We start from the raw sequence: 17,381 nt of genomic DNA on the forward strand, positions 1-17,381 counted from the left end.
GTGCGTCCCCGCGGTGGACATCCCTACTGGCCGGTCAACTCCCGGTATTAACGGAATAGCGGTACGGTGTACGGCCCGTGGCCCTGTCAATCCGGCAGGCCCACGGGCCGTACGTCCTGGGTGGCGACAGCCCGCTCCCCGGACGGAAATTAACCAGGCCCGCCGACCTCGCGACGGGCCGAAACCGGCAGGGGGTTGGTCTTGCGTCAGATCCGGAACGCGCAATTCGCGCGCGGCCTTGCATTCCTGGGAGTTCCCTGTGAATTCCCCGGGAACGAGAACATGCGGAACATCGGCTCGCACTCCATCGTTGGTCTAGCGTGAGCACGACACAGCCCCTCGTTCTCGCGGCCGAACTGGCCGCCGCCTGGAGTGACATCCAGGCCTACCACCAGGACCTCCCCGACCTCGCCTCGCCCGAGGCGCTGATCGGTGAGTCCTCCTCGGCCTGCGGGACACGGCTCGGTTTCGAGCGACTCCTGCACGAGGCCGCCCACGGTCTGGCCGCGGCCCGGGACATCCGGGACACCTCGCGGGCCGGCCGCTACCACAACCGGCGCTTCCTGATGCTCGCTTCCGAGCTGGGCCTGGCGCACCCGGTCGAGCCGCACGCGAGCAGCGGCTTCTCCCAGGTGACCATGCTCAAGGAGACGCAGGAGCGGTACGCCGAGACCATCGAGCGCCTGGACCGTGCCCTCGGGGCGCACCAGGAGGCGGTGGCCGGCGACGGCGCGACGCGCGCCTTCCGCGGCCCGGCGGCCCGGCACGGCTCCTCCGGGGGCGGCGTGCGGGTCAAGGCGGTCTGCGGCTGCGGGCGCAACGTCCGGGTCGTTCCGTCGGTGCTCGCGCAGGCGTCCATCGTCTGCGGCGCGTGCCAGCAGCCGTTCAAGATCGCTTAGTCGTTCGACGTCCCGGCGGGCTGCTGTGCGGGCAGCGGTCCGGCCGGAATGAGCGACACCGGGCGAGCAGAGTGAGCGGTACCGAATGAGCGGTACAGCAGGACAGCGGTGACGTCTTCGGGTTGGACCGGGAGCGGGGGCTCCCGGTCGAGCTCTGACCGGGCTCCCGGTCCCGCGTGCAGGCGGTTCTCGCCGATGTGGCAGAATGGACAGCTGAGTACTCGGCAGCCGAGCAGGACCCCTCTCTCCTACGGCTGGCGTGTCCCTTGAACGGTCCGCCGCGCAACCCCACGCGATGGCGAGCCCGCTCACCCACGTCAACACCAGGAGAATCCACTCCCGTGGCAGTCAAGATCAAGCTGAAGCGTCTCGGCAAGATTCGCTCCCCGCACTACCGCATCGTCGTCGCCGACGCCCGCACCAAGCGTGACGGCCGCGCGATCGAGGAGATCGGCATCTACCAGCCGACCTACAACCCCTCGAAGATCGAGGTCGACAGCGACCGCGCCCAGTACTGGCTGTCCGTCGGCGCCCAGCCGACCGAGCCGGTGCTCGCCATCCTGAAGCTGACCGGCGACTGGCAGAAGTTCAAGGGCCTGCCGGCTCCGGCGCCGCTGAAGGTCGCCGAGCCGAAGGTCGAGGACTTCTCGCACCTGTTCGCGAAGGCCGTTGCCGGCTTCGAGGACGCCACCACCGGTGTCGCCATCACCCCGAAGGCCAAGAAGTCGGACAAGGCCGAGGCCGAGGCCGACGCCGCCGCCGAGGCCTGATCGTGATCGAGGACGCCCTCGACCACCTGGTGAAGGGCATCGTCGAGCACCCCGACGAGGTGCAGGTGCGCTCGCGCAACCTGCGTCGGGGTAACACCATCGAGGTGCGAGTGCACCCCGATGACCTCGGCAAGGTGATCGGCCGGGGCGGCCGTACGGCGCGCGCTCTGCGCACCGTGGTCGGCGCCCTCGGCGGTCGCAACGTCCGGGTCGACCTGGTCGACGTGGACAACATTCGCTGACGCTGCTGCTCGTTCAGCCGTCAGGGCTTGTGAGGCCGACCGGGACGCATGTCGTCCCGGTCGGCCTTTTCGCATTTCCCTCCGCATTTCCCTCGCATCATCGCTTCGCAGCCCGTCGCCGTCGCTTTTCGTTTCGGCTCAGGAACTCCAGGAGAACGATCACCGTGCAGCTCGTCGTCGGCAGGATCGGCCGTGCCCACGGCATCAGGGGGGACGTCAGTGTCGAGGTCCGCACCGACGAGCCGGAACTCCGGCTCGGCCCCGGTGCCGTCGTGCTCACCGACCCCGCGTCGGTCGGGCCGCTGACCGTCGAGTCGGGCCGGGTGCACAGCGGCCGGCTGCTGCTGCGCTTCGCCGGCGTCAAGGACCGCAACGCGGCCGAGGCCCTCCGCGGCACCGTGCTCATCTCCGAGGTCGACCCGGAGGAGAGCCCCGAGGACCCGGAGGAGTACTACGACCACCAGCTGATCGGCCTGGACGTGGTGCTGCTGGACGGCACCCTGGTCGGCGAGCTGACCGAGGTCCTCCACCTGCCCTACCAGGACCTGCTCACGGTCAGGAAGGCCGACGGGACGGAGGTGCTGGTGCCCTTCGTCAGCCAGATCGTGCCGACCATCGATCTGGAGAACCAGCGCGCCGTGATCACCCCGCCGCCCGGGCTGATCGACCCGGAGCAGGCCGACGTCGCGGGGACCTCCTCGGCCGAGGGCGCTGAGACCGCTGAGGGTGCCGACGACGCCGAGGGCTCGGAGGAGTCGCAGTGACCGCGGAGGAGAACACCGGGGCGGACGTTCCGGCGGCCGACGGCGCCGTGTCGAGCGGTGCGGTCACGAGCGGTGCGGTCACGAGCGGTGCGGTCACGAGCGGTGCGGTCACGAGCGGCGCCGGGGCGGACGACGCCGGGTCCGGCGGCGCGCGGAGCGGCATGCGGATCGACGTCGTCACGATCTTCCCCGAGTACCTGGAGCCGCTGGACGTCTCGCTGGTCGGCAAGGCCCGCGCCCGCGGCCAGCTGGACGTGCACGTCCACGACCTGCGCGAGTGGACCCACGACGTGCACCGCACGGTCGACGACAGCCCGTACGGCGGCGGCCCCGGCATGGTGATGAAGCCCGAGCCGTGGGGCGAGGCGCTGGAAGCGGTGATCGACGGCGGCCCCGAGGGGCAGGTGCCCACCCTGATCGTCCCGACGCCGAGCGGGCGACCGTTCACCCAGGAGCTCGCCCAGGAACTGGCCGGGCGCCCGTGGCTGGCCTTCACCCCCGCCCGGTACGAGGGCATCGACCGCCGGGTGATCGAGGAAGCGGCCACCCGGATGCCGGTGGTCGAGGCCTCGATCGGCGACTACGTGCTGGCCGGCGGCGAGGTCGCCGTGCTGGTGATGGTCGAGGCGATCGCCCGGCTGCTGCCGGGGGTGCTCGGCAACGCCGAGTCCCACCGCGACGACTCCTTCGCGCCGGGCGCGATGGCCGACCTGCTGGAGGGCCCGGTCTACACCAAGCCCGCCGAGTGGCGCGGCCGGACGGTGCCGGACGTGCTGCTCAGCGGCAACCACGGCAGGATCGCCCGCTGGCGCCGCGAGCAGGCCTTCGCCAGGACCCTGGCGAACCGGCCCGACCTGGTCGAGCGCTGGCAGTACGGAGCCTTCGACAAGAAGGAGCGGGAGGCGCTGAGCATCCTCGGCCTGGCCTGGGACGAGCGGCTCGGCCGATTTCGGTCCGTGGCCGGTGATGTGGAAGAATAGGCGGCTGTTGTCTGTCGCTGGTTCCCTTCCTTAGGGGACACGTGGACCGGCGCCCTCGCCACGGGGGGATCGTCGTCAGCCGATGCGGCCCGCAGCAAACCCCATTGTGACGATTTTCCGTGGGCGGCCCGTGGCGCCTGCGATGGAGAGCAACATGAGCAACAAGCTCGCTGCTGTCGACGCGGCCTCGCTGCGTAGCGACATTCCGGCCTTCCGCGCCGGTGACACCCTGAAGGTTCACGTCCGGGTCATCGAGGGCAACCGCTCCCGTGTCCAGGTCTTCCAGGGCGTCGTCATCCGCCGCCACGGCGCCGGTATCGGTGAGACCTTCACCGTCCGCAAGGTCAGCTTCAACGTCGGCGTGGAGCGCACCTTCCCGGTGCACACCCCGGTCGTCGAGAAGATCGAGGTCGTGACCCGCGGTGCGGTTCGCCGCGCCAAGCTGTACTACCTGCGTGACCTCCGCGGCAAGGCCGCGAAGATCAAGGAGAAGCGCGACCGCTGATCCACCGGCCCCCGGCCTCGCCGGGGATCGGAACGCTCCGAGGGGGCCGAACGACCGCAAGGTAAGCTCACCCCCCGATGAGCACGCACGAACCACCCGCGGACCGCGACGGCAGTCCCGCACCCACCGGTGCGGACTCGCTGTCGCGGTCCGCGGTCGTTTCCGGGAGCGGTGCCGCCGAGGTCGACGACGACGGGGGTGCCGCGGCGGATGGTGTCCACGGCCCGGAGGCTGTCGCGGGCCCGGCGGCCACCGACAGGCCGGCGGCCACCGGCGGGCCGGCGGCCACCGGCGGGCCGGAGCATGCCGAGGTACCGGAGTGCACTGAGGTACCGGAGCAGGCCGAGGGCCCTGAACGCGTCGGGGAACGGACGGGCGGCTGCGGAGACGATGGACCGGAGCAGGACGAGGAGCCGGGGCACTCGCGTTCGCGCGACCTGCTGCTGGTGGCCGGGATCTGCCTGACAGCCCTGCTGCTGGTGAACGCCTTCGTCGCGCGTCCGTTCTCGGTGCCCTCCGGGTCGATGGAGGAGACCCTGCGCCCGGGCGACCGGCTGGTCGCGAACCAGCTCGCCTACGCCTTCGGCGGCCACCCCCGCCGGGGCGACGTCGTGGTCTTCGACGGGACGGGCTCCTTCCTCCGGGAGTCGGCGAAGCCGCCCGGCTTCTGGGACGGTCTGCGCTCGTTCGCCCAGGACCTCGGTCTGGCCCCGGCCGGGAACACCGTCTACGTCAAGCGCGTGATCGGCGTCGGCGGGGACCGGGTGACCAGCACCGGCCCGGGCGCGCCGATCACCGTCAACGGCGTGCCGATCGACGAGACCTCCTACCTGTCCCCGGGCGACGACCCGTCGAGCGTGGCCTTCGACATCGTCGTGCCCGCCGGCAAGCTGTGGGTGATGGGTGACCACCGCAGCGCCTCTCGGGACTCCCGCGACCACCTCGGCGAGCCCGGCGGCGGCTTCGTGCCCGAGGCGAAGGTGATCGGCAGGGCGGACTGGGTGGTCTACCCGTTCTCGCGCTGGACCGGCCTGGACCGGCCCGCGGCCTTCGCCCCGACTGCGGGGACGGGTGGTCATGGGGACCAGGGGTAGGGGACGGCTCGCCGACCGTCCGGCCGCCGGGGGAGCGGCGACCGCGGAACCGGGGCAGGACGGCGGGGCCGGCTCGGGGCCGACCGGTGCCCCGCCGACACGCGGCCGGGCCGAGCGCCGTCGCAGTGCCCGCAAGGCGGCCGGTCGGCGCAAGCGCTCGCTGGTGCGTGAGGCGCCTCTGATCGTCCTGGTGGCCCTGCTGGTGGCGCTGGTGATGAAGACCTTCCTGATCCAGGTGTTCGTGATCCCCTCGGGCTCGATGGAGCAGACCATCCAGATCGGGGACCGGGTACTGGTCGACAAGCTGACTCCCTGGTTCGGCAGTGAGCCGCAGCGCGGCGACATCGTGGTGTTCAAGGACCCGAGCGGCTGGCTGGAGCGCGACCGGAAGCCGTCCGGCGACGGCCCGGTGCTGGGCGGGGCCAAACAGGTGCTGACCTTCGTCGGACTGCTGCCCTCCGACAACGAGCAGGACCTGATCAAGCGGGTGATCGGCGTCGGCGGGGACACCGTCGAGTGCTGCGACGCACAGGGGCGCCTCAGCGTCAACGGTCGTCCGGTGGAGGAGTCCTATCTCGCGCCCGGCAACCCGCCGTCCCGGCAGACCTTCAAGGTGCAGGTGCCACAGGGACGGCTGTGGGTCATGGGCGACCACCGGGACGTCTCCGCCGACTCCCGTTTCCACATGGGCAATCCGGGCCAGGGGACGGTCCCGTTGAGCGACGTGGTCGGCCGCGCGTTCGTGATCGCCTGGCCGCTGGACCGTTTCCATCAACTCGATGCGCCAGGTTCACTCTCCTCTCTCGCCCGGATGCCGCAGGCCGGCGGAACTGCCGCGGAGCCGGTGGGCGTTGGGCCGGTTCCTGCGGAACCCCCGCTCGTTATGGGTGTGTTGGGCATCCTTCCGTTCGTCGCGCGCAGGTCGGGGCGGCCTCTGGAGTGAGCAGCGCCGGCCGTCGACCGGACGGGCCTCGCGTGTGGGACCGCGAGCCGGATGCCTGGGAGTGATAGAGAAGTGCAGGTGCGGCCGGGAGTGGTCCCGGCCGTGTGCCGAGGCCGTGCTGGTGTCGGGGGAGTCCGCGGTGGGCAGCCCTGAGGCGTTCATGGTCGTGGTGAGCGTGGTGCCCGCTGTGCGGCACTCTGAGCGCGGGCGCGCGGGCGTCCGCACAGCAGGGAGGAGACGTTGTGGGGGATTTGGTGATCGGCGCCCGATCAGGCGCCGGAGAGCCCGAGGGCCCAGGTCGTCGGGCGGACCGGTCCGCCGAGTCCGCGGCCTCCTCGGCCTCGGTCGAGGACGCGGCGGCGCAGACCGCTGACGGGCAGGGTGCCGGCTCGGAGGACTCCCCGGACTCCTCGCACGCGGGGGCCGAGTCCGCGGACGGATCGGAGTCGGAGGCTCCCTCCAAGCCGCGAAAGCCGCGCTCGTTCTGGAAGGAACTGCCGATCCTGGTCGGCATCGCGCTGATCCTCGCGCTGGTGATCAAGACGTTCTTCGTCCAGGCGTTCTCCATTCCGTCGGAATCGATGCAGAACACGCTGCAGGTCGGCGACCGCGTCCTGGTGGACAAGCTGACCCCGTGGTTCGGGGCCGAGCCCGAGCGCGGTGAGGTCGTGGTGTTCCACGACCCGGGCGGCTGGCTGAGCGACGAGCCGACCCAGCAGAGCAGCAACGCCTTCCTCCGGGGCGTGCAGGACGTGCTCAGCTTCGTCGGTCTGATGCCCTCCGCCAACGAGAAGGACCTGATCAAGCGGGTCATCGCGGTCGGTGGGGACACCGTCGAGTGCGAGGGCGAGGGGCCGGTCAAGGTCAACGGCGTCGCCCTCAACGAGCCGTACGTCTACCCGGGCAACACCCCCTGCGGTGACCACCCCTTCGGCCCGGTCAAGGTGCCCAAGGACCGGATCTGGGTGATGGGTGACCACCGTGCCAACTCGCTGGACTCCCGTTTCCACATGGACCAGCCGGGTGGCGGCACCGTCCCGGTGGACAACGTGATCGGGCGCGCGTTCGTGGTGGCCTGGCCGATCAGCCACTGGTCCACGCTGCCGGTGCCGGAGACCTTCGACCAGAAGGGCCTGGCGGCGGCCGCGCCGATGGCGCCCCCCGTGGCCGGTGCGGTGGGGGCCGTCGCCCTGCTCCCGCTGGTCCGTCGGGTGCGGGGCCGGGCGGAGCACCGCAAGGAGTCCTGAGCTCCACCGGATCGTGTTCCGCCGGGTTGGCCCCGGCTCTTGCGCGGGCCGTGGTACCGACGAGTAATCTGCTCGGACGTGCCACGGCCCGTCGGCTTTTCCGCCCGTGCCTCCGGCGTGCCAGTGGTGTTCTCCGGTCGGCCAGAGGTGGACGGTGTCGATGAGCAGTGTCGTGGAGCAGACGGTCGACCGCCCTCCGGTACCCGCCCGTGGGCGCCGCGGGGCCGCCGCGGTGCTCCAGGGCGTCGCCCTGGCGCTGGGGCTGGTGCTGATGGTCGGTGGCTTCGCCCTGATCGCGATCGACTACCGGCCGTACAAGATCCCCACCGCCTCGATGCACCCGACCCTGCGCGCCGGCGACACCGTGCTCGCCCGCAAGGTCGGCGGCGGCGACATCGGGCGGGGCGACGTGGTGGTCTTCCGGGACCAGGCCTGGGGCGGTGAGCTCATGGTCAAGCGGGTGGTCGCGGTCGGCGGGGACACCGTCGCCACCACCGGGGCCGATTACCGGCTGACGGTCAACGGGCAGCCGGTGGACGAGCCCTACCTCGCGACGCAGGGCCGCCAGGGCGCTTCGTTCAGCGTGACCGTGCCGCAGGGCCGGCTGTTCCTGCTCGGCGACAACCGGATGGGCTCGCTCGACTCCCGCACCCACCTGGAGGTCGACGACGGGACCGTCCCGGCCGAGGCCGTCGAGGCCAGGGTCGAGGCCACGGTGCTGCCCTTCGGCCGCATGGGCCTGCTCGACCGGGTCACGGACTTCGACGGCTTCGCGGGCCCGAAGGCCTCGAAGCCGGGGCCGCTGGGGCCCCTCGCCGCCGCCGCCGTTGCGGGCGCGGCGCTGATCCTCGTGACCTCGGTGGTGGGCGGGGTGGCGGGTCTGGCCCGCCGGCTCCGGGGGCGCGGCGCCTGAGCGGGACCGTCGCCCGGCGGGCCGCTCTGCCGAACATCGCCCCGGACGGCTGCGGCGGGTGGCAGGATCGGTAGCGCCACCGATGCGGACGGAAGGAGCGTGGAGCGCTGCCATGACAGCACGGCGCCGCAGGGCGGCGCGGATCCTGCTGCTGGACGGGCTGGACCGCATCCTCCTCTTCCTGGGGGCCGATCCGGCCACCCCGGGCGAGACGTGGTGGTTCACGCCCGGAGGCGGCTTGGAGCCGGGGGAGGACGTGCGCGGGGCCGCCGAGCGGGAGCTCGCCGAGGAGACCGGCTTGCGGGGTGTGGACCTGGGGCCCTTGGTGGCGTACGGCACGGTGTCGTTCTCCTTTCAGGGACAGCGCTACGAGCAGGAGCAGTGGTTCCACCTGGCCCGGACCACGGAGACGGGGCTGGACCACTCGGGCATGGGCGCCGACGAGCACGCCCAGTTGCTCGCGGCGCGCTGGTGGACGGTCGAGGAACTGAGGGGGACCGCCGAGACGGTCTATCCGCCCGGTCTGGCGGACTTCCTGGAGCGGCTGCTGGCCGAGGGCCCGCCGGTGGATCCGGTACGGCTCTGACCGTGGGTGCGGTGGTCCACAATGGGTGGACGTGACAAGTTGAGGGGACGCCTGGATGAGTGCCGAAGATCTCGAGAAGTACGAGACCGAGATGGAGCTCAAGCTCTACCGGGAGTACCGGGACGTCGTCGGCCTGTTCAAGTACGTGATCGAGACCGAGCGACGGTTCTACCTCACCAACGACTACGAGCTGCAGGTGCACTCGGTCCAGGGCGAGGTGTTCTTCGAGGTGTCGATGGCGGATGCGTGGGTCTGGGACATGTACCGGCCGGCCCGGTTCGTCCGCAAGGTCCGGGTGCTGACCTTCAAGGACGTGAACATCGAGGAACTCGCGAAGAGCGACCTGGAGCTGCCCTCGGACGAGTCCGGCTTCGGGAACTGACGTTGAACGACTCCGTCCCGCGTTGTCCAGCCGATTTCGGGAGGAACGGGGCTTCTCACTCCTGCGGGTGACAAAAGTTGTCCACAGGCCCGGGTTGTCCACAGGGACAGGGAATTCCCGGGCCTCGGCGCGCACCTTGGTGCAGCCTCCTCGGCGGAGGTGGTCACCATGCAGCACACCGTCGTGCAGGACCAGGCAGTACCGGACACGGCCGCAGCCGGGAAGGCCCCGCGGGCGATCCCGGAGCGCAGCACCAAGAACGGGCTCGGCCGCTACGGGGAGCGGGTCGCCGCCCGCCGCCTCACCGAGGCCGGGCTCCGCATCCTGGACCGCAACTGGCGTTGCGTCGAGGGCGAGCTGGACATCGTCGCCCTCGACGGCGACACCGTGGCGGTCTGCGAGGTGAAGACCCGCTCCGAGCGGGGGTTCCAGCAGCCCACCGAGGCCATCGACCGGGCCAAGGCCGCCCGACTGCAGCGCCTGGCCGAGCGCTGGATGGCCGAGCGCTGGCCCGGTCACTTCGCGGAGTTGGCCGGGCCCGGCTACGACCCGGGGCCCACCGATCCGCAATGGCCGCCCGCCCCACCGGGCGGAGTGCGGATCGACCTGGTCGCGGTGGTCAACCGGGCGCGGGGTGCGGCCCTGGTCGACCACCTGCGGGGGGTGGTCTGAGATGGCCTTCGCCCGTACCTGTTCCGTCGCGCTGGTCGGCGTCGACGGAGTGATCGTCGAGGTCCAGGCCGATCTGGAGCCCGGGGTGGCGGCGTTCACCCTGGTCGGCCTGCCCGACAAGGCGCTCACCGAGGCCCGCGACCGGGTCCGTGCCGCGGTCGTGAACAGCGGCGAGGCCTGGCCGCAGCGCAAGCTGACGGTCGGCCTCAGCCCCGCCTCGGTGCCCAAGAGCGGCAGCGGCTTCGACCTCGCGGTCGCCTGCGCCGTGCTGGCCGCCGCGGAACGGCTCGATCCCGCCGCCATCGCCGACCTGTTGATCATCGGCGAGCTGGGGCTGGACGGCCGGGTGCGGCCGGTCAGGGGCGTGCTGCCGTCGGTGCTGGCCGCCGCCGACGCGGGGTACGAGCGGGTCGTGGTCGCCGAACAGACCGCGCCCGAGGCCTCGCTCGTTCCCGGGGTGACGGTGATCGGCGTCCGCAGCCTGCGCCAGCTCGTCGCCACCCTGACCGGCGCGGAGGCGCCGGAGGACCCGCCCGACCCGATCGGCGGCCGGCCGGATCCGCTGATGGCCGGTCTGATGCTGCCCAGCGCGGGGGTGCGGGGCCTGCCCGACGACCGGGCGGCCCGGCTCGACATGGCCGATGTGGCCGGCCAGTACGAGGCCCGGCGGGCCCTGGAGATCGCCGCTGCCGGAGGCCACCACCTCTACTTGAAGGGCCCACCGGGGGCGGGCAAGACGATGCTGGCGGAGCGGCTGCCCTCGCTGCTCCCGCCGCTGACCCAGAAGGAGGCACTGGAGGTCACCGCCGTCCACTCGGTGGCCGGGCTGCTCCCGGCCGGGCGTCCACTGATCGACACCGCGCCCTACTGCGCTCCGCACCACTCCACGACGATGCCGGCCATCGTCGGCGGCGGCAGCGGTCTGCCGAGACCGGGGGCGGTCTCGTTGGCCCATCGGGGCGTGCTCTTCCTGGACGAGGCGCCGGAGTTCCCGGTCCGGGTGCTCGACGCGCTGCGCCAGCCGCTGGAAGCGGGCGAGGTGGTGATCGCCCGCTCGGCCGGCTCGTTGCGGCTCCCGGCCCGCTTCCTGCTCTGCCTGGCGGCCAACCCCTGTCCGTGCGGCCGGTACTCGCGGCGGGGCGAGGGCTGCGAGTGCACCCCGGCCATGGTCAGCCGCTATCAGGGGCGGCTCTCCGGGCCGCTGCTGGACCGGGTCGACCTCCAGGTCCAGGTGGCCCCGGTGACCAGGGTCGAGCTCATGGAACGGGACACCACGGCGGAGACCACCGAGACCGTCGCGGCCAGAGTGCTGGCCGCGCGTGAGCGGGCGGCGGCCCGGTTGACGGACACCCCGTGGCGGACCAACGCGGAGGTGCCGGGCCACGAACTGCGCACCCGCTGGCAGCTCGGGCCCGGCGCGCTCAACGACGCCGCGCGGCAGTTGGAGCGGGGGCTGCTGACGGCCCGGGGCCTGGACCGGGTGCTCCGGGTCGCCTGGACGGTCGCCGACCTCGCCGGACGCGACCGGCCGGACCAGCGGGACGTGCGCACCGCGCTGGTCCTGCGCACCGGCGTGGAGCACGGACTCCCGCTGGCCGAGCGGGTCCTCGGCCGGTGCGGCGGAATCCCGGCACAGCGCGACAGTCCGGAGGACGGCTGGTCCGCGACGCCCAGGAAGCCCGGGGCGCTCGACGACCGTTCGCGGAACCAGAAGGGTGAGGCATGAACCAGCTGCTGAGGCAACCTCGAATTCCCGGCGCGGCCGAGGCCGGGGCCGGTGCCGCAACCAACGACGGGCCCGAGCCCGAGCGCCTCGCCCGGGTGCTGATCGGCCGGCTCAGCGAACCGGGGGACGCGGTGGTCGGCCGGTGGCTCGGCCAACTCAACGCCGTCGACGTGGTCAAGGCGATCCGGGACGGGACGGTGCCCGACCATCCCGGACTGGACGCCACCCGACTGGCCGGGTACCAGGCGCGGCTCCCGGGCCTGGACCCGGAGATGGACCTGAAACGGGTACGGGACGTCGGTGGACGGTTCATCATTCCGGGGGACACCGAGTGGCCCAGCCAACTCGACGACCTGGGTGACGGACGTCCGGTCGGGCTCTGGGTGGCGGGTACCGGCTCGCTGCGGCTGCTCGCGCTCCGCTCGGTCGCGCTGGTGGGCTCCCGCGCCTGCACCGCCTACGGCGCCCACGTCGCGGGGGAGCTGTCGGCCCAACTGGCCGAGCGCGGCTGGATGGTGGTCTCCGGAGCGGCCTACGGGATCGACGCGGCCGCACACCGCGGGGCACTCGCGGTCGGCGGAATGACCGCCGCCGTGCTCGCCTGCGGCGTCGACGTGGCCTACCCCAAGGGCAACGCCGAACTGATCCGGCGGATCGGCGTCCAGGGTCTGCTGGTCAGTGAACTCCCACCCGGGGAGCACCCGAACCGCTTCCGCTTCGTCCTGCGCAACAGGGTCATCGCGGCGCTCACCCGGGGAACGGTGGTGGTCGAGGCGGCGGTGCGCAGCGGCGCCCTGAGTACGGCCAGACGGGCGCGGGACCTCAACCGTCACACCATGGGCGTCGCGGGCCCGGTGACCTCGGCCTTCTCCGCCGGGGTGCACGCCCTGATCCGCAGCGGAGCCGCCGTCCTGGTCACCGACGCGGCCGAGATCACCGAGCTGATCGGGGCGATCGGGGACGATCTGGCACCGCAGCGCAGCGGTCCGGTGCTCCCGCGCGACCTGCTGGAGCCGGCGGTCGCCCGGGTGCTGGAAGCCGTACCGGCGACGCCGGAGGGCGCCCCGGTCGAGCGACTGGCCCGGCAGTCCGGTCTCCCGCCGGACGAAGTCCTTCAACGGCTCTACGAGTTGGGCTCGCTCGGCTACGTGGAGCGGCACGGCGCGCACTGGCGCGTGGTGCGCAGGAGGTGATCGCCGGAACGGAGAACGCGCTCGCGTCGAGGGAACGCACGTCGGAGCCGCCCTGCTGACCTGCCGATCCGTTCTCCTGTTCGTCGCCCGGATCCGGTGTGCGAACGCCACCGGATCGGGGGACGACCGAGTGGCGGTAGCGCTTTGCAGTGAGTCGGTCACGCTACGCTCCACATGCCTTCCCTATCAGCACATGACTCGGCAGAACGGCGCAGACCAACGCATGCCCACACACATTCCCGGACACAGAGTGACCGGTGGCGCTCGGTCCTCGGGAGGGCCGCGGACCGAGAGGCGCCCCGTGCCCGACTTCCCGGCCAAGTCGGCGGGGACGATGGGAGGCCTGTCGCGCCAGGGCGGGCGGCCGGCGGTGGCGCCCCAGCCTACGGACGCGGCCCGGGGCGCCGAGCCGGTCCAGGGCGCGGACGCGGCAGGCTCCGCCGGCGCGCCTGCCGGTGCACCCGCCGGGGTGCCCCCCGGCGCGGGAGTGGCCGGTGCGCCCCGGTCGTCCGGTAGTGCGTCGGGCAGGAGCGCCGTCTCCCCGGCCTTCGCCTCGCCGGTGTCGCCGCCCCACCGGGAGAGGGCGGCGGACGGAGGCCAGGGGCAGGACGCCCGGGAGGCCGCGGCCCAGGGCCGCACCGCGCTCGAGGAACTCTGGCGCTCCTACAAGGAGAGCGGGGACCAGCGGCTGCGGGAGCAGCTGATCCTGCACTACTCACCGCTCGTCAAGTACGTGGCGGGGCGGGTCGGGGTCGGTCTGCCCTCCAACGTGGAACAGGCGGACTTCGTCTCCTCGGGGGTCTTCGGGCTGATCGACGCGATCGAGAAGTTCGACATCGGCCGCGCCATCAAGTTCGAGACCTATGCGATCAGCCGCATCCGCGGCGCGATCATCGACGAACTGCGTGCCCTGGACTGGATCCCGCGCTCGGTACGGCAGAAGGCGAAGGCGGTCGAGCGGACGTACGCGACGCTGGAGGCCCGGCTGCGCCGGACGCCGCACGAGCCGGAGGTCGCGGCCGAGATGGGCATCGCGATCGAGGACCTGCACGCCATCTTCAGCCAGCTGTCGCTGGCCAACGTGGTGGCGCTGGACGAACTGCTGCACCCGGTGGGGGAGGGCGGCGACCGGCTGAGCCTGATGGACACCCTGGAGGACCACGGCGCGGACAACCCGGTCGAGGTGGCCGAGGACCGCGAACTGCGCAGGCTGCTGGCCCAGGCGGTCAACACCCTCCCCGAGCGGGAGAAGACGGTGGTGACGCTCTACTACTACGAGGGCCTCACCCTCGCCGAGATCGGACAGGTGCTGGGGGTGACGGAGAGCCGGGTGAGCCAGATCCACACCAAGTCCGTCCTCCAGCTGCGCGCCAAACTGTCGGACATCCGATAGGGCGTCGGCACCCGGGCGTCGACACCTGGCCGCCGGAAGCCGCGCGTGGGGCCCGGGCATCTTTCCGATGCGCGGCGCCGTACCGGCCGGAGGTATGGCTCCGTAGAGTGGGAGCGTGCCGAAGATCCGAGCGGCCACGGTGGCCGAGCATCGCCAGCTCCAGCGCGCAGCGCTTCTCGATGCTGCCCGCATCCTGCTCACCGAGGGTGGCATGGAGGCCCTGACCTTCCCCGCACTCGCGACGCGCACCGGGCTGGCGCGCTCCTCGGTCTACGAGTACTTCCGCTCCCGCGCCGCCGTGGTCGAGGCGCTCTGCGAGGTGGACCTCCCGCTCTGGGCAGCCGAGATCGAGGCCGGGATGGAGAGCTGCGACACCGCCGTCGAGCGGATCGAGGCCTACGTCCGCGGCCAGCTGGCGCTGGCCGCCGACCCCCGGCACCGGGCGGTGGTGGCGATCTCGGCACTGGAGCTCGACGAGGCCGCGCGCGAGCGGATCAGGGCCGCGCACGGCAGGCTGGCCGGTCTGGTCGGCCGGACACTGGAGGACCTCGGCCACGTGCAGCCCCGGCTCGCCGCGGCCCTGGTCCAGGGCGTCGTGGAGGCGGCAACCCGCAGGGCCGAGCAGGCCACGGCCGGAGGCCGCACCGGCTGTGCGACCGAGAGCCCCGAGGAGATCGCCGACGCCGCCGTCGCGATGGTGCTGCACGGACTCGTCCACCCCGGAACCTGAACCTGAACCTGGCCCGGTCCCGGGCCTGACCTCGGCCCCGGTCCTACCCGTCCGTGCCTCTCAACGGCAGCAGTCGCGCCGTGCCCGCGCCGAACAGGGCCAGCGGGTCCAGGTAGCGGCTTCCGCGCAGCAGCCCCCAGTGCAGGCAGTCCCGCCCGGCGCAGTGGCGCCCGTCCGGAGCGAGCAGCCCGATCGGCTGTCCGGCGGCCACCGGGGTGCCGACCGGGACGGTGCCGGCAACGGGCAGGTAGGTGGTCCGCAGTGGGGGAGTGCCCGAACCGGGATGGGCGACGGTCACCACCGGCCGCCCTGCCACCAGTCCGGAGAAGGCGACCACTCCGGGAGCCGCCGTCCGGACCTCCACCCCCGGCTCGGCGGCGAGGTCCACGCCCCGGTGCCCGGCGGCCCAGACCTTCGCCGGCGGCTCGAAGCGGCCCAGCACCCCGCCCGGCCCGCCCACCGGCCAGGCGCGCGCTCCACCCCACCCGGCCCCGCCACCCGAGCCCGGGGAGTCGGCCGCACCCGTGCGTCCCGAAACCCCGACGGCGCCCGACGCCCCCGAGACGCCGACGGCGCCAAAAGCCCCCGACGGCCCGAGCGCGAGCGCGAGCACGAGCACGAGAACCACCGTCATCACCTTCACCACCACGGACACCCCGTCGAACCACCCGCGACCAGTCATGCCCGCAGGCTCGCCGCCCGGTCTCCCCAGCACCACCCGCATTCGGATTCCTGTGGACAAACCGTCCTCGCGCCCGACCGCCATCCCCCTGACGGGTGTACGAACGCCACCATCCGGTGTACAAGCGGCCCGCCGCCGACGGACCGCGTGCCGGCCGCCGCCGGACCCGAGCCCGCGCCTGCCCCCCGAGCCCGCGGCCGACGAGCCCGCACCCGCCATCGCGCCCCGCTCGCACCCCCCGCTCGCACCCCAGCCCCCCGCTCGCACCCCACCCCCGCGCCCTGCCGCACGCCCACCCCCGGCTCCGCTCCCGCAGCGGCCCGTGGACCCCGGCCCGGCCCCGCACCGACCTCGCCGCCCCCCCACCGGGACCCCGCCGGAGCCCCGCCGTACCCCCACCGAAACCCGTCCACCCCGGCCGTTCTCCGGGCTCCCCCCAGGTCTTCGGCGGGCCCCCGGCCACTCGTGGAGTCGCTCGCGCCTCGGCGCTTCCCGTACACTTCACACGCGACCCGGTCCGCCGGGTCGACTTCGCACGCCCCGCCACCGGCGGTCGGACGCGGTTCGTCCGCAGCCCCGCCAGGTGCGAGTGCCGCTCGGTCCGCCGAGCTCGACCGGCCCCCGGGCCGGGAGGGTTCAAGCGGCTCGGCACGTTCGGGGCGTCAGGCGTGGCTGTCACCTGGCCGCCACGGACAAACCGAGCCTGACCCGGCTGTGGGCGATCGCTGCGAGGCAGTGCCGCCGCCGGGCCGTAACACCAAGGAGCACGGCAATGGCCGTCGTCACGATGCGGGAGCTGCTGGAGAGCGGCGTCCACTTCGGTCACCAGACCCGCCGCTGGAACCCGAAGATGAAGCGCTTCATCATCACCGAGCGCAACGGCATCTACATCATCGACCTCCTGCAGTCGCTGAACTACATCGACCGCGCCTTCGAGTTCATCAAGGAGACCGTTGCCCACGGCGGCAGCGTCCTCTTCGTCGGCACGAAGAAGCAGGCCCAGGAGGCCATCGCCGAGCAGGCCACCCGCGTGGGCATGCCCTACGTGAACCAGCGCTGGCTCGGCGGCATGCTGACCAACTTCTCGACCGTCTACAAGCGCCTCCAGCGCCTGAAGGAGCTCGGCGAGCTGGACTTCTCGGACGTGGCCGGTTCCGGCCTGACCAAGAAGGAGCTCCTGGTCCTCCAGCGCGAGCACGACAAGCTGGAGAAGACCCTCGGCGGTATCCGCGACATGCAGCGCGTTCCCAGCGCCGTCTGGATCGTGGACACCAAGAAGGAGCACATCGCGGTCGGCGAGGCCCGGAAGCTCAACATCCCGGTCGTCGCCATCCTCGACACCAACTGTGACCCGGACGAGGTCGACTACAAGATCCCGGGCAACGACGACGCGATCCGCTCCGTCACCCTGCTGACCCGCGTGATCGCCGACGCCGTGGCCGAGGGTCTCAAGTCCCGCGCCGGTGTCGCCAAGGGCGACGCCAAGGCCGAGCCGGGTGCCGACCAGCCGCTGGCCGCCTGGGAGAAGGACCTCATCGAGGGCGAGAAGAAGGCCGAGGAGGCCCCCGCCGCCGCCGAGGCCCCCGCCGCCGAGGCGCCCGCCGAGGCGCCCGCCGAGGAGGCCCCCGCGGCCGAGGCGCCGGCCGAGCAGGCCTGACGC

General features: G+C 72.6%; 19 protein-coding genes. 18 read left to right on the plus strand and 1 reads right to left on the minus strand.

The annotated features are described in order from the left end of the window. The first annotated feature begins 320 nt into the window (after positions 1–320). The 17 genes from ACWGKU_RS12305 to ACWGKU_RS12385 all read left to right on the plus strand — a co-directional run bounded on the left by ACWGKU_RS12305 (position 321) and on the right by ACWGKU_RS12385 (position 15,039). Positions 321–899 (plus strand): hypothetical protein, encoded by a 579-nt coding sequence (locus ACWGKU_RS12305; protein WP_049650398.1) that lies wholly within the window; start codon positions 321–323, stop codon positions 897–899. A 341-nt stretch (positions 900–1,240) separates the two neighbouring features. Continuing rightward, entirely contained in the window at positions 1,241–1,669 is a 429-nt protein-coding gene (rpsP, locus tag ACWGKU_RS12310) for a 30S ribosomal protein S16 (RefSeq protein ID WP_045700219.1), read from the plus strand. 2 nt (positions 1,670–1,671) lie between these two features. Next, positions 1,672–1,911, plus strand: a complete 240-nt coding sequence (locus ACWGKU_RS12315) for an RNA-binding protein (RefSeq protein WP_030056773.1) — start codon at positions 1,672–1,674, stop codon at positions 1,909–1,911. A gap of 164 nt (positions 1,912–2,075) precedes the next feature. After that, positions 2,076–2,675 carry a ribosome maturation factor RimM gene (gene rimM / locus ACWGKU_RS12320; RefSeq protein WP_401048421.1) on the plus strand — a complete coding sequence of 200 codons (600 nt, stop codon included), beginning with the start codon at positions 2,076–2,078 and terminating at the stop codon, positions 2,673–2,675. A 161-nt stretch (positions 2,676–2,836) separates the two neighbouring features. Next, complete coding sequence (trmD, locus tag ACWGKU_RS12325) at positions 2,837–3,655, plus strand: tRNA (guanosine(37)-N1)-methyltransferase TrmD (RefSeq protein WP_452180719.1); 819 nt, start codon at positions 2,837–2,839, stop codon at positions 3,653–3,655. A 154-nt stretch (positions 3,656–3,809) separates the two neighbouring features. Then, complete coding sequence (rplS, locus tag ACWGKU_RS12330) at positions 3,810–4,160, plus strand: 50S ribosomal protein L19 (RefSeq protein WP_030306736.1); 351 nt, start codon at positions 3,810–3,812, stop codon at positions 4,158–4,160. Between the two features lie 77 nt (positions 4,161–4,237). After that, positions 4,238–5,254: a signal peptidase I gene (lepB, locus tag ACWGKU_RS12335; protein ID WP_452191421.1), complete on the plus strand. Its 1,017-nt coding sequence runs from the start codon at positions 4,238–4,240 to the stop codon at positions 5,252–5,254. 190 nt (positions 5,255–5,444) lie between these two features. Then, positions 5,445–6,197, plus strand: a complete 753-nt coding sequence (gene lepB / locus ACWGKU_RS12340) for a signal peptidase I (protein WP_452179922.1) — start codon at positions 5,445–5,447, stop codon at positions 6,195–6,197. Positions 6,198–6,439: 242 nt separating this feature from the next. Next, complete coding sequence (lepB, locus tag ACWGKU_RS12345; RefSeq protein WP_452179921.1) at positions 6,440–7,444, plus strand: signal peptidase I; 1,005 nt, start codon at positions 6,440–6,442, stop codon at positions 7,442–7,444. A gap of 160 nt (positions 7,445–7,604) precedes the next feature. Further along, the gene (lepB, locus tag ACWGKU_RS12350; RefSeq protein WP_380633069.1) at positions 7,605–8,357 is read left to right on the plus strand and encodes a signal peptidase I; all 753 of its coding nucleotides are present in this window, start codon (positions 7,605–7,607) and stop codon (positions 8,355–8,357) included. 112 nt (positions 8,358–8,469) lie between these two features. Further along, the gene (locus tag ACWGKU_RS12355; protein WP_380543377.1) at positions 8,470–8,943 is read left to right on the plus strand and encodes an NUDIX hydrolase; all 474 of its coding nucleotides are present in this window, start codon (positions 8,470–8,472) and stop codon (positions 8,941–8,943) included. Between the two features lie 55 nt (positions 8,944–8,998). Further along, the gene (locus ACWGKU_RS12360) at positions 8,999–9,325 is read left to right on the plus strand and encodes a DUF2469 domain-containing protein (protein WP_030056781.1); all 327 of its coding nucleotides are present in this window, start codon (positions 8,999–9,001) and stop codon (positions 9,323–9,325) included. Between the two features lie 168 nt (positions 9,326–9,493). Then, positions 9,494–9,997 (plus strand): YraN family protein, encoded by a 504-nt coding sequence (locus ACWGKU_RS12365; RefSeq protein WP_387693677.1) that lies wholly within the window; start codon positions 9,494–9,496, stop codon positions 9,995–9,997. A gap of 1 nt (position 9,998) precedes the next feature. Then, complete coding sequence (locus tag ACWGKU_RS12370) at positions 9,999–11,723, plus strand: YifB family Mg chelatase-like AAA ATPase (protein ID WP_452179920.1); 1,725 nt, start codon at positions 9,999–10,001, stop codon at positions 11,721–11,723. Further along, on the plus strand, positions 11,720–12,916 hold the full coding sequence (gene dprA, locus ACWGKU_RS12375; protein WP_452179919.1) for a DNA-processing protein DprA: 1,197 nt from the start codon (positions 11,720–11,722) through the stop codon (positions 12,914–12,916). The genes ACWGKU_RS12370 and dprA overlap by 4 nt, the downstream gene beginning before the upstream one ends. A gap of 559 nt (positions 12,917–13,475) precedes the next feature. Continuing rightward, positions 13,476–14,309 (plus strand): RNA polymerase sigma factor WhiG, encoded by an 834-nt coding sequence (whiG, locus tag ACWGKU_RS12380; protein WP_401051450.1) that lies wholly within the window; start codon positions 13,476–13,478, stop codon positions 14,307–14,309. A gap of 139 nt (positions 14,310–14,448) precedes the next feature. Beyond that, a complete protein-coding gene (locus ACWGKU_RS12385) occupies positions 14,449–15,039 on the plus strand; it encodes a TetR/AcrR family transcriptional regulator (protein WP_452179924.1) in 591 nt (196 codons plus the stop codon). 43 nt (positions 15,040–15,082) lie between these two features. On the opposite strand, the gene ACWGKU_RS12390 is transcribed toward ACWGKU_RS12385, so the two are convergent. Beyond that, positions 15,083–15,721, minus strand: a complete 639-nt coding sequence (locus ACWGKU_RS12390) for a peptidoglycan DD-metalloendopeptidase family protein (RefSeq protein ID WP_452179917.1) — start codon at positions 15,719–15,721, stop codon at positions 15,083–15,085. A gap of 772 nt (positions 15,722–16,493) precedes the next feature. Here ACWGKU_RS12390 and rpsB point away from each other — a divergent pair. Further along, the gene (gene rpsB / locus ACWGKU_RS12395) at positions 16,494–17,378 is read left to right on the plus strand and encodes a 30S ribosomal protein S2 (RefSeq protein ID WP_401048734.1); all 885 of its coding nucleotides are present in this window, start codon (positions 16,494–16,496) and stop codon (positions 17,376–17,378) included. The last annotated feature ends 3 nt before the right edge of the window (positions 17,379–17,381 follow it).

It is taken from the genome of Kitasatospora sp. NPDC054768 (assembly GCF_053612025.1).

Coding starts and splice junctions, on each gene's coding strand:
- ACWGKU_RS12370 (WP_452179920.1), top strand. CDS start 9,999: ATGGCCTTCGCCCGTACCTGTTCCGTCGCGCTGGTCGGCGTCGACGGA.
- lepB (WP_380633069.1), top strand. CDS start 7,605: ATGAGCAGTGTCGTGGAGCAGACGGTCGACCGCCCTCCGGTACCCGCC.
- dprA (WP_452179919.1), top strand. CDS start 11,720: ATGAACCAGCTGCTGAGGCAACCTCGAATTCCCGGCGCGGCCGAGGCC.
- ACWGKU_RS12365 (WP_387693677.1), top strand. CDS start 9,494: ATGCAGCACACCGTCGTGCAGGACCAGGCAGTACCGGACACGGCCGCA.
- rplS (WP_030306736.1), top strand. CDS start 3,810: ATGAGCAACAAGCTCGCTGCTGTCGACGCGGCCTCGCTGCGTAGCGAC.
- lepB (WP_452191421.1), top strand. CDS start 4,238: ATGAGCACGCACGAACCACCCGCGGACCGCGACGGCAGTCCCGCACCC.
- rpsB (WP_401048734.1), top strand. CDS start 16,494: ATGGCCGTCGTCACGATGCGGGAGCTGCTGGAGAGCGGCGTCCACTTC.
- ACWGKU_RS12355 (WP_380543377.1), top strand. CDS start 8,470: ATGACAGCACGGCGCCGCAGGGCGGCGCGGATCCTGCTGCTGGACGGG.
- ACWGKU_RS12390 (WP_452179917.1), bottom strand. CDS start 15,721: ATGACTGGTCGCGGGTGGTTCGACGGGGTGTCCGTGGTGGTGAAGGTG.
- trmD (WP_452180719.1), top strand. CDS start 2,837: ATGCGGATCGACGTCGTCACGATCTTCCCCGAGTACCTGGAGCCGCTG.
- ACWGKU_RS12360 (WP_030056781.1), top strand. CDS start 8,999: ATGAGTGCCGAAGATCTCGAGAAGTACGAGACCGAGATGGAGCTCAAG.